Consider the following 11,156-nt stretch of genomic DNA (forward strand, 5'->3'; position numbering starts at 1 on the left):
CTATTTCTTACCACGGCAGCGATCAAACATGTTTTGATACCTTTCTTTAAGCTCTGGATTGTCCACTACTAGCTCTACATGCACATTAACACAACCGTGATTCTCTTGCAGCGCGATCGCGGCTAAAAGATCACTGGCTGCTTTAGGCGAGACGAATTCACCTTTGACGGTAGTGGCTGTCTGGGGACGCATCTCTACAGTATCGGGAACACCTGTAACTTGCCCCTTCCCCAAATCAATTTCTGCCAATTGTTTTGGTTCTTCGCCAACTTGTTCAACAATTAATTTTTCCCGTCGCACAGGGACTTCTACTAGACGGGTTTCAATTTCTTTGCGAACGACTACTTCGCCGACTTTGTGCTTAGTACGGTTGACAACTAATTGTTCTTCTAGTAAGCGAATCATGTCTTCTTCGACTATCTCTGATGTCTGATCCGATGTCTGATCAGACTGTTCGAGATCACTATTCAATATTTCTTCCGAATCCATAGCCTTTTCAGTATTCATAGCCCTTGTAGTTGTTACCGACGAATCAGGTAAGTCCCCTGAAGGATTTACTTTTCGATGATGTACAGGCAAGTATTCAACTTCTGCTGGTGATAGATCAACAATCACTCTTCTATTTTCTGAGTCAATTGTCTGAATTTGCTGACGACTGAGGAGAAAACAGGGGGATTCAGCGTTTGTCTCTCCAGCAGAGATCACCATATAAAGCCGATGATTTTTTTCAACCCAAAAATCTTCAACCCGCCCTAATACTTTACCTTTTGGATTCACGACAATAAAGAAAGTAAACCTTTCTCTAAATTGGTCTAATAAATTTTTAATTTTTTTACTTGTATAACTACTTGTAGGTTCTTTTTTGCTCATAGTTGACTACTCCGACTCAATTCTGGTAACCCTAGCCAAACTTGTTAAACGCAGGGTGAGCAATGCCCACCCCCGTGTCCACCAACTTACTTAGTTAAATCGGTGAGATTCAAGATTTTCCAGAAGTCTAGCGACGACCTTTGACAACAGGATTGCCATCTACATCGACTTCTAATTCTTCGCGACGAACTGTTTCTTTGGCATCTACAGTGTCACGCTCAACTTCTTTCTTGATACCAACTTCTTCGCGCACATAGGCTTTCTTTTTGATATCTGCTTTTTCTTCATGAACTTCCACACGAGCAACCTCACCGTCATGGAAATCAGCCGTACCTGGTTGGACTTCGCGGGCTTCTGAGGGAGTGCTTCGCTCAATTACGACCCGTTCTTTTTCTACAGGAACTGATACCTGAGCCGTTTCAGATTCTACATGCTTACCAACGGTAACTTCACCGCTCTTGTAACGGTGTTTGTTAGCAATTAGTTTTTCTTCATACAGCTTTAGATTCTTATGATCCTGGTCAGTAGTGGCGTAGAGGTGAGGCTCATGATCATAGCTGTAGGTGTCGCGGTTGTAGGTTCTCCCTTGAGCCGCTGTTGATGCTGTTGAGCGACTGTTCGCCATTGGTCGGTAGACATTCCTGACTCGTTCTTCGTAGTCGTAGTCAATGGTCATGTTGTCATGGTATTCAGGTAAGCTTTCGGCTTGCGCTTTTGTCATACCGATTACATAAACCCGGCGACGATCATAATCCATCCGAGCATAACCTACAGGTAACAAGACCTTTTTACCAAAGATCCAGAATCCTGTATCAATGACTAGATACCGGAAACGACCTGTTTCATCAAGAAGAGCATCTTGAACTTCACCAATTTTCTCTTCTCGATCAGAGTAGACATCATATCCTTTAATGTCATCGCCACCGAAAATCTGTTCTTTATAGTTGGGGTAAAACTTGTCTATCTTTATCAGATTCATAGAATAGTCTCCTTGTTTCTTCATCTTGGTGATTGAGAGTTTTACTCTCGCACCCTACTTTCATACTAAACACAAAAGAGTTCTATTTAATCCCTCAAAAGACGTAAAGAAAACGAGGTTAGTGATTATTTTGACGACGATACCGTGATTTCCTTTGATTTAGAATATTTGCGCTGATTTCCAGACTTTATTCTAGCCAAAGTTCTTAAAATTAACACTATTCCTTTAGTATAGAGAGTTTGACCTAATGAATAGCTAAATAATCGCAACTTAACATTATCAGTTATTTTTTTTATCCCCCTATAGGAATAGATAAAAATAGTTATAGTAAGTAAAGATGACTCAGATTTAGTGCTATTAACCTGTTTTATGCGATATCACGTTATTTACGACGGCAACTGCAATCTTTGTGTCACGTTAGTGCAGCTTCTGGAAAATCTCGATCAAGGACAGCAGTTTGACTACATTCCCATGCAGGATGAAGCCGCCTGTCAAACCTTTGGCATTACTCCCCAAGACTGTGAACTGGGCATGATTCTCATCGATGGGGCGTCCCCAGAACGTCGGTGGCAAGGGAGTGAGGCGGCGGAGGAAATTGGGCGTCTGTTGCCCATGGGAGAGGTGTTCGTCTCAGCGTATCGGGCAATGCCTGGAATGAAATGGCTGGGCGATCGCAGCTATGAACAGATTCGTGATAATCGGTATAGTTGGTTTGGCAAGCGATCAAGTACCTACAACTCAGCTTATCCTGTGGGATGTCAGGGGAAGCAAAATTGTCAGACTTGATTGATTCACGCGATCGCACCGTTCGTAGTCAGTGCTATTTTTGCCATTAGCACGTTGGTAAACCTGGATCACAGCGATGGATGGAGAGTCTGATATGCTTACCCCAACTATCCACTTTAATTGTGCGATCGCGACTCTATGGAATACCCTCACCCACCCGCCTTACCGAAGCCAGAAGCGAAAAAGCTGAGTTTTACCACCAAGTTCACCTATGGCTTAGGTGAGTTATCAGCAGCAATTCCCGGCAACATTTTATCATTTTTCTTCTTATTTTTTCTTACCAATGTCGCTGGACTTAATGCCAGTACAGCGGGTAGTGTCCTGCTGATTAGCAAAGCCTGGGATGGGATTAATGATCCGATGATTGGCTGGCTTAGTGATCACACCCGTTCACCTTGGGGACGACGATATCCATGGATTGTTTGTGGGGCAGTTCCTTTGGGAGTATTTTTTGTGTTGCTGTGGATTGTGCCAACGTTTAGTAACGATGGAACGTTGAATCAGCAAGCCTTATTAGGTTACTACGGCATTGTGGGGGTTCTATTTTATGCTGCGTTTACATCAGTGCTACTGCCCCTATCTGCCCTAGTCCCAGAACTGACTCAAGATTATCACGAACGCACTAGCTTAATCAGTTTTAAATCGGCATTTTCTGTTGGCGGCGCGATTTTTGCATTAGTCTTAGCTCAAGTTATCTTTTCCATGGTTGAACACCCTAGCCAAAAATATTTAGTGTTAGGAATTGTTTGTGCCACTTGCGCTGTTGTGTCCGTCTACGTCAGTGTTTTAGGAACTCGTAAGATTGTTCTCAAGGCTCAAGAACCAGAGACATTGAATGCGCCTGTCCCTCCATCCTTATCCTGGCGATCGCAGATTGGCTATATCTTCACCAATCGCCCCTTCTTGTGTGTCATGGGCATTTATCTTTGCTCCTGGTTAGGTGTACAGATAACTGCCGCGATTTTGCCTTACTTTGTGATTAACTGGATGGGATTACCTGATCACCATTTTACCCAAGTCGCGATCGCGGTGCAAGGAACGGCACTGACGATGATGTTTATGTGGAGTTTCGTGAGTAAACGAGTGGGTAAAAAAGCGGTTTATTTAATCGGGATGCCGTTGTTAATTTTGGCGGAATCTGGATTATTTTTCCTCCAACCCGGTCAAGTTGGTTTATTATATGGTTTGGCTGTACTGGCTGGGTTTGGCATTGCCACAGCTTATCTGATTCCTTGGTCAATGTTACCTGATGTTGTGGATCTCGATGAACTCAACAGCGGACAACGGCGGGAGGGAATTTTCTATGGCTTCATGGTATTGTTTCAGAAAATGGGTTTTGCGATCGCACTCTTTTTAGTGGGGAAAATACTCGACTGGGCAGGGTTTATTCCCAGTGTGGCGGGAGAACCCAATCCTGTGCAACCGGAGTCGGCTTTGTTCGCCATCCGGATGATTATTGGTCCTTTACCCACGCTGATATTAATTTGCGGTTTGGTTTTCACCTATTTTTATCCGATTACTCGTGAGGTTCATGTCCAAATTCTCCATCAACTCTGGGAACGTAATCATAAGTCATGAGTCAATGTTAGGGGCGGGTTTAGCCACTAAAGCTTGCTGGTTACCAATAACTGAGGAATAAAACCCGCCCTTATTTATAAGTTATTAGTCATCATTTATAATGGAAAACACAGCAGAATATATTTGCGCCTACTGTGGCGAAGCTAACGTCACGTTTATTGACATTAGTGCTGGCTCTCAGCAATCTTACGTTGAGGATTGCCAGGTTTGTTGTCAACCGAATATTTTGTATGTCCGGATTGATGAAGAAACTCTCGACCTAGAAATTGATACGGATGTAGAAAGTTAACTGGTGCTTTGGTTAATTTCTTTGATGCTGGAGCGGTTTAAAATCAGTTTTGGTTTGTTACCTTTACTCTTGAGCATCACTATTTGTCACCATACTCTTTTTAAGAGTTTCACAAAAACTCAAGAAATTGTGAAACGTTTCGAGGTGTGTCGAGTCACCTTGTACTCTTTTCTGTAATTGCTCTAAATAATATCTTTTTATGGCATCACCGGGAAATTTTTTAGTATAAGATATGTTTCTTGCCTCAAAAATTTTTTGTACATATTTCAAATGAAAATCGGCGTGATTTCTCATATTATACTTACCCATTTTTTCAGGATCATACTGAGAAACATCATAATAGTTTACATAATCTGATAATGGTGATTCTAGTGGTTGTTTTGAATCAAAAATTTTTCTATTGCCTAATAACCAAGTCTCTATACAGCGATTTTGTATAATGATTTTAATTTTAGTGTCGCCTAAATCTGTATTCTTCCCCTGGATAAGGTTTTCAATATAACTTTCTCTTTCATTTACTGTCTCTTCATCAGCATCCAGACAAAGAACTAAATAATCATAATTGTTTGTTTCTTTGATTTTGTCAATTGCATTATCAAGTCCATCATGTAAAATAGCAGGATAACCTTTTCCGCTTATAAGATAATAATTATTTTTTTGAACTTGATCATGATATTTAACTCGTATTAATTCAGGAAGAAGATACCCAAGCCATTTGGGATAAATCTTTTTTTCTGTACTATTACCCTCCACTAAAAAGTAAATATTCATTATTAATATTCTCAATATTCATCATCCTCAAGGACATTAATTAAATCAATAAAAGCTTTTTGCCTAGATTCGGAAATATGAAAATCTTCTGCATTTTTTACGGTTACCAAACTTCCTTGACGAGTCACTATTTTCCAATAAGCAGGACTAATATTATTAATGACATAAGGATGATGACTGGTAACCATAAATTGTGATCCTTGATTGTCCAAGATCAGATCGGTAACGCTATCAAGACAATTAACACCGAGGCTATTTTCAAATTCATCAATCAGAATAACACAATTATCAGGAGATAAATATAATTGGCTGATGTACATTAAAGTTTTAAACATTCCTGATGAAATATTTTTAATCCAGTTTTGGACTCCTTTTTCTTTAATGCTCACAGTAGTCGCTTCCTTCAATAACTGGGATAATGCAATAGGAATATCCTCGTCTTTTAGAGATTCTATTTTTATATCTGCCACATTGGGAAAAATTATTGTGAAAGTTTTCTTGATTTTTTCAAATTCTTCAGGAAGTATTCTATAAAGAATAGCTAATTTAATTAGGATAGGCAAATTACTTTCCTTTAAAGACAGCAATGAAGATTTTTCGTATTTCTTAAATATGGATACTGGTAGCAGCATTGTTTTATCAAAACTACGTCCTGAATCAGCTAGTATGATTTTATCTAGTTCTTCTTTGACGCGAATAATACTATCTTCTTGTTTGAGTAACTCAATAATACTCTCATAAGGAGATAATTTTGGGGTTTTTTCTCCATGAAATATAATTTTTTCTTGTGTTCTTTCGACAATAGTTTCTTGATTACGCTTTAAGGTTTCACAAATAATTTTAACCTGTTCTTCTTCCGATGAATCACTATCAATAGGGGTTGTGCTTTTTTTTGTCTCAAATTCTCCACTCCAATGATATTCCAAATCATCACTGGTCAAAAAACAAACATTCCAGCGCACTCCATTCAGAGACGCACCATTGGCTATCTTTTTCAAGTTGCTTATAGATCTTAATATTCTTGTCTTACCAACACCAGATACACCGACCAGAAGATTAAGATTCTGCAAAAAATCTACTGGTTCAAGCTTCCATTGGTATTCGTTATCGTAATACTCTAGTTTTTTAATTTTCATGTTGATTTATTGTAATCTTTGCGGGACTGCCCTCCTGACCCAAAACCTTGTCCATACCTTCCAGTCCGACTCACCCCAACCCCACACCCCATCTGCGAAGCATCAGAGATGGCAACCTAGCACATCCCAATCCCCCAAAATTATAGAACTCCGAGTCAGTTTCCAAAGAACTGCCCGACAAAATTTGTCCGGCTGCGGGGCGGTTATCACAATCAAGATACCACACGCGGGGAATTTCAGAACGGCTGTAACGGCTCCTATCCTGCCCTTGAAGGCGTCAAACCGCTATACTCCTCATCCTTTATATTTGTTGATTTTCCCTGGATGTACGAAAACCGCTAACGCTAGCATAAGGAGTCAACTGCTCCTGAAACGCCAAAATTCAACAGTAGCATTGATTACAGATGCCCCTCATTGGTGAAGGATGTGCTTATGGTTATCAATACAACACTCCGCTCTCATAAACCCCTTGGTGGACTTTACACCAAAACTGGGGAACATGCTTTGGTTTTCCCATTGAAGCATACGCAAGTGCTAGCTAAGGTGGCGGGTAATTTATCCCGCGTCGAGGTGACGCAAACCTTTGAAAATTCCTTCGCGGAACCCTTAGAAGCCATTTACATCTTCCCTTTGCCAGATGCGGCGGTTGTCGATGAGATGGAAATAAAACTGGGCGATCGCGTGATTAAAGGGGGGATTAAAAAACGGGAAGAGGCGCAACTGATTTATGAACAAGCACGCCAAGAAGGACGAACCGCAGGATTATTAGAACAAGAACGGGATAATATTTTTACCCAATCCTTGGCAAATATTAAACCCGGAGAACAGATTGACGTAACGATTCGCTATACCGATACCCTAAAATTTAGCGGCGGTGAGTGCGAATTTGTCTTTCCGATGGTGGTAGCACCCCGCTTTTGTCCAGGGATTCCCATTGATGAAACTGGGGATAGCGATCGCGTGGCGGATGCGTCACGGATTATGCCTACGATTATCCCACCTAGCACCCGATCTGGACATGATATTCGGATCACGGTGGAAATTGACGCCGGGGTTCCCATTTCCCACATCAATTCTCCCTCGCACCAGATTAGAGTGGAACATGAGGGGACATTGGTGCGCGTACTCCTAGGGGAAGAGGACACTATTCCCAACAAAGATCTGATTTTACGCTATCAAGTGGCAGGCGATCGCACTCAGGCGACGGTACTGACTCAATCGGATACACGCGGCGGTCATTTTGCCTTATATTTGATTCCGGCTTTGGATTATTCCCACCATGAAATTGTACCCAAAGATGTCGTTTTTCTCATTGATACTTCAGGGTCTCAAAAAGGTGACCCCTTCCGCAAATCCCAAGAACTCATGCGCCGCTTGATTCAGGGCTTGAATCCTAATGATACGTTTACGATTATTGATTTTTCTGATATCACGACGCAATTGTCTGCCAAACCCTTAGCTAATACGCCGCAAAATCGGATCAAAGCCCTTACCTACATCAATCAATTACAGGCAAATGGCGGCACCTATTTACTCAATGGAATTCGCGCTGTCTTGAATTTCCCCGCCGCACCCGAAGGACGTTTACGCAGTATTGTATTACTTACCGATGGTTATATTGGCAATGAAGCAGAAATTCTGGCAGAGGTGCAACAGTATCTCAAACCGGGAAATCGGTTGTATAGTTTTGGGGTTGGTAGTTCACCGAATCGGTTTCTTTTAAATCGTATTGCTGAATTAGGGCGAGGAACATCGCGGATTGTGCGTCAGGATGAATCAACTCAGGAGGTAACCGAAGAATTCTTGTGCCACATCAATAATCCAGTTCTCACGAATATAAATGTTGAGTGGGAAGGAATGGGAGAAGCGATGATCTATCCGACAACTCCCCCAGATTTGTTTACCCAGCAACCCTTAGTTTTATTTGGGCGCATTTCTCCGATTAATCAGGAACAGGCGGGTATTCTTACAATTACCGGCACAGCTACAGGGGGTAAGCGTTATCAAAAGGAATTTCACCTGAGATTTGATTCAGAAGGGAATTGTGCGATCGCGCAGTTGTGGGGGCGGGCGCGAATCAAAGATCTGATGAATCAAATGTGGCACTGTGAAAAGAAGAAACAGGTTGAGACAATTATACAGACAGCTTTGACTTATCAGATTTTAGCACCCTATACGGCGTTTGTTGCCGTCAGTGAACAAGTCCGAAGTGATCCGCAAGGTAAGGGAATCTGTGTCTGTGTACCCGTTGAAATGCCAGAAGGGGTATCTTATGAAGGGATTTTTGATCAATCTCCCCTGCGTTTTTTGGGACTCAAATTCAGGCGATCGCGAGGCGATTCTGGCATTTCTCCCTCAATCACAGCTAATGGAGCATCCTCTAGTCTTGCAGGTAATTCTACCTCGGATCAAATACTACTTACCTGTACGGATAACGTTAATATCACCTCCGCCGATTCTTCCTTGGTTCAGGATGAAACTATTGCCACAGTGCAACTCCTCAGCGTTACTGGATTAGAAAACTCTGTCGCTGCTCTACTCCTAAAACACCTGCAACAAATCATTTTACCACCGGGATACTCTGGTGAACTTGTCTTTGAGGTTCCTGTGCGTAAGGGGCGTGTGGTGCGGGTATTATGGGATGAGGAGGCTTCTACTCTCACCGAAGCCGTTGTCATTGATTTAATTAAGCGATCGCTCTTAAGTTGGCGAGTACCCCAATGGCTGATGGATACTGTGCGTTTAACTTTATGGATTCAAACCGACAATTAATAGGTGTAACTATGTAGAGATGTAGCGGGCTACGTCTCTACAGAAAGTAGAAACGGAATTTAAACATTAAATATCGACAGTTGATCTTGTACCCAAACCCGAAACGCTTTCATTGTTTTATTTCTGCCTAAACGCCGACATTGACCAAGATATTTGGGAATTGCTTCAATGAGTGAAAATTTAGGAAAATTAGGGCTAAAATCAGACGGGCTATACTTGCCATCTCGCAGCAGGTTAATTTGTAATCTTCCTTTTTCAAACCGCCACAATTCAGGCACTCCCAATGCTTCATAGATACTCGGATGAGTGCGAGACGTGACATCAATCTCTAATGCTAAATCCGGAGGCGGATCTAGAGTTAAGTCAATGCGGTCTTTTCCTCGAACGGCTGCCTCATTTTGAATATAGAAACAATTATCAGGTTCTATTCCCTTAGTCATCACCTCATTTTTGAATGTCGTCGAACCCAAGGGGCAAAATTCAATATCTAATTCTTCAAGAAGTGCTTTGAGTAAATCACTAACGAGTTCTTTTCCGCTTTCATGTTCAGGTAAAGGGGTCATAATTTCCAGGGTTCCATTGTCATACGCCACTCTAGCGGCACGATGCTCGCCTAAATCCTCTAAAATTGTCTCAAATTCCTGCCAGCTTACATTTGAGAGCAATATCCGTTGTCCTGGTGGTACAGTGATCCGATTCAGTTCTAATAACATGGTCTAACTCCGTTAAGTCTTGAGTTTTCTGGGTTTTCTTTTACCGTTTTTACACCAACCATAGGCTTACCAATGACCAATGACCAATGACCAATGACCAATGACCAATGACCAATGACCAATGACCAATGACCAATGACGATCCTCACCCCTCCTGCTTAAATAGAAAAGAGTTATCCCCATCAACATAATGGCTGTTCATCAAGACTATATTCAACTTGCCACTGACAAAAATGGCGATATGCATGACTTAACTGATAAAGTCAATGCCATTGTCAAAAACTCTGGTATCGAAACGGGAATGGTTCATGTCTTTAATATTGGTAGTACCGCCGCCATTGGCACAATCGAGTTTGAACCGGGATTGGAACGGGATTTACCGGAACTGTTAAATAAACTGATTCCACCCAGTCGGGACTACGGACATGAGCAAACCTGGCACGATGGTAACGGGCATTCTCACCTACAAGCCACTTGGTTGGGACCTTCTATCACCGTACCGCTTCTAAAAACCTAGACAAACCTACCCATAAGTAATTCTGCCTTGGTATAAGTCCACGGTGTAACTTTTGGTCGATGACCGTTAACGCTTGCGCTTGGCTGATACCCGGCGTTGTTGCTCGATATCAGCCTTAACCAACGGCTCCCAGTTAGAGACACTGTAATAATCGTGCCTACGATTGACTACAGGGCATCGACCAATAAAATTATTAAATTGATATAGAGCACTCCATACGTGCTTTCTCGGATTCACTCCGAGATAGGCGGACACAGAGCGCGGCAATCTCTCACTCAAATTCATCCCTCTTCTGGCAATTGCTAGGGCCGCAGCCACATCATCCGATAGTCCATACATTCGACTATATTTAACCAATCCAATCTTGGCTAACCAATCTTTCGCTGACTGAACTCGTGATTTTAATTGCTTTATCTGTCTTTTTCTACATTCTTTAGCAGAGGAAGTTTTTCCTTTAGCTAATGCAATTACTCCGTTAGCATAACGCTTGCTGAGTCCGTATTTCTCTTGAATATGGCTATTCCAACTGGATTGATTAAATTTAACTTCTTTGTTTAATAAATGGTTAACTGTTTCAACTGTTGCTTGATAAAATATATCGGACAATGAAGTTAAAAACATCTCCAAGTCGGTGAAACCGATGGGGTTAAGTTCATCGGCGGGAGTTGGCAAGCCTTTGCAATAAGTTATCGTCGTCATAGCTATTCGTTACCCGATTTCTTACCAATTAAGTCAACAATATCGA

The 11,156-nt window shown here is 41.8% G+C and carries 10 protein-coding genes and 1 pseudogene; 5 read left to right on the plus strand and 6 right to left on the minus strand.

Annotated features, from left to right (window positions below; genetic code table 11):
* Complete coding sequence (locus RID09_RS24675) at positions 1-870, minus strand: DUF2382 domain-containing protein (RefSeq protein ID WP_446338559.1); 870 nt, start codon at positions 868-870, stop codon at positions 1-3.
* A 127-nt stretch (positions 871-997) separates the two neighbouring features.
* The gene (locus RID09_RS24680; protein WP_446338560.1) at positions 998-1,849 is read right to left on the minus strand and encodes a DUF2382 domain-containing protein; all 852 of its coding nucleotides are present in this window, start codon (positions 1,847-1,849) and stop codon (positions 998-1,000) included.
* Between the two features lie 369 nt (positions 1,850-2,218).
* On the opposite strand from RID09_RS24680, the gene RID09_RS24685 reads away from it, so the two are divergent.
* The 3 genes from RID09_RS24685 to RID09_RS24695 all read left to right on the plus strand — a co-directional run bounded on the left by RID09_RS24685 (position 2,219) and on the right by RID09_RS24695 (position 4,502).
* A complete protein-coding gene (locus RID09_RS24685) occupies positions 2,219-2,635 on the plus strand; it encodes a thiol-disulfide oxidoreductase DCC family protein (RefSeq protein WP_446338561.1) in 417 nt (138 codons plus the stop codon).
* A 138-nt stretch (positions 2,636-2,773) separates the two neighbouring features.
* On the plus strand, positions 2,774-4,213 hold the full coding sequence (locus tag RID09_RS24690; protein WP_446338562.1) for an MFS transporter: 1,440 nt from the start codon (positions 2,774-2,776) through the stop codon (positions 4,211-4,213).
* Between the two features lie 100 nt (positions 4,214-4,313).
* The gene (locus tag RID09_RS24695; RefSeq protein ID WP_446338563.1) at positions 4,314-4,502 is read left to right on the plus strand and encodes a CPXCG motif-containing cysteine-rich protein; all 189 of its coding nucleotides are present in this window, start codon (positions 4,314-4,316) and stop codon (positions 4,500-4,502) included.
* A gap of 63 nt (positions 4,503-4,565) precedes the next feature.
* Here the strand turns inward: RID09_RS24695 and RID09_RS24700 are convergent, their stop codons facing one another.
* Both RID09_RS24700 and RID09_RS24705 read right to left on the minus strand, forming a co-directional pair.
* The gene (locus RID09_RS24700) at positions 4,566-5,273 is read right to left on the minus strand and encodes a hypothetical protein (protein ID WP_446338564.1); all 708 of its coding nucleotides are present in this window, start codon (positions 5,271-5,273) and stop codon (positions 4,566-4,568) included.
* Positions 5,274-5,284: 11 nt separating this feature from the next.
* Positions 5,285-6,409 carry an AAA family ATPase gene (locus tag RID09_RS24705; RefSeq protein WP_446338565.1) on the minus strand — a complete coding sequence of 375 codons (1,125 nt, stop codon included), beginning with the start codon at positions 6,407-6,409 and terminating at the stop codon, positions 5,285-5,287.
* Positions 6,410-6,841: 432 nt separating this feature from the next.
* Between RID09_RS24705 and RID09_RS24710 the strand changes: the two genes are divergently transcribed.
* Positions 6,842-9,181, plus strand: a complete 2,340-nt coding sequence (locus tag RID09_RS24710) for a VIT domain-containing protein (RefSeq protein WP_446338566.1) — start codon at positions 6,842-6,844, stop codon at positions 9,179-9,181.
* Between the two features lie 59 nt (positions 9,182-9,240).
* Here RID09_RS24710 and RID09_RS24715 read toward each other — a convergent pair whose 3' ends face one another.
* Positions 9,241-9,894, minus strand: coding sequence for a Uma2 family endonuclease (locus tag RID09_RS24715; RefSeq protein ID WP_446338567.1), 654 nt, complete (start codon positions 9,892-9,894; stop codon positions 9,241-9,243).
* A gap of 190 nt (positions 9,895-10,084) precedes the next feature.
* Here RID09_RS24715 and RID09_RS24720 point away from each other — a divergent pair.
* Positions 10,085-10,399 (plus strand): annotated as a pseudogene (locus tag RID09_RS24720) (YjbQ family protein); the annotation flags it as partial.
* 78 nt (positions 10,400-10,477) lie between these two features.
* Here RID09_RS24720 and RID09_RS24725 read toward each other — a convergent pair.
* Positions 10,478-11,110, minus strand: a complete 633-nt coding sequence (locus tag RID09_RS24725) for a hypothetical protein (protein WP_446338568.1) — start codon at positions 11,108-11,110, stop codon at positions 10,478-10,480.
* Positions 11,111-11,156: the final 46 nt, after the last annotated feature.

The organism is Coleofasciculus sp. G1-WW12-02, assembly GCF_040219735.1.
In the GTDB taxonomy this organism is placed as follows: domain Bacteria; phylum Cyanobacteriota; class Cyanobacteriia; order Cyanobacteriales; family Coleofasciculaceae; genus Coleofasciculus.

Excerpts from the sequence above, each read along its gene's own strand:
- RID09_RS24685 (WP_446338561.1), top strand. The coding sequence starts at position 2,219 with ATGCGATATCACGTTATTTACGACGGCAACTGCAATCTTTGTGTCACG.
- RID09_RS24690 (WP_446338562.1), top strand. The coding sequence starts at position 2,774 with ATGGAATACCCTCACCCACCCGCCTTACCGAAGCCAGAAGCGAAAAAG.
- RID09_RS24705 (WP_446338565.1), bottom strand. The coding sequence starts at position 6,409 with ATGAAAATTAAAAAACTAGAGTATTACGATAACGAATACCAATGGAAG.
- RID09_RS24675 (WP_446338559.1), bottom strand. The coding sequence starts at position 870 with ATGAGCAAAAAAGAACCTACAAGTAGTTATACAAGTAAAAAAATTAAA.
- RID09_RS24695 (WP_446338563.1), top strand. The coding sequence starts at position 4,314 with ATGGAAAACACAGCAGAATATATTTGCGCCTACTGTGGCGAAGCTAAC.
- RID09_RS24700 (WP_446338564.1), bottom strand. The coding sequence starts at position 5,273 with ATGAATATTTACTTTTTAGTGGAGGGTAATAGTACAGAAAAAAAGATT.
- RID09_RS24680 (WP_446338560.1), bottom strand. The coding sequence starts at position 1,849 with ATGAATCTGATAAAGATAGACAAGTTTTACCCCAACTATAAAGAACAG.
- RID09_RS24715 (WP_446338567.1), bottom strand. The coding sequence starts at position 9,894 with ATGTTATTAGAACTGAATCGGATCACTGTACCACCAGGACAACGGATA.
- RID09_RS24710 (WP_446338566.1), top strand. The coding sequence starts at position 6,842 with ATGGTTATCAATACAACACTCCGCTCTCATAAACCCCTTGGTGGACTT.
- RID09_RS24725 (WP_446338568.1), bottom strand. The coding sequence starts at position 11,110 with ATGACGACGATAACTTATTGCAAAGGCTTGCCAACTCCCGCCGATGAA.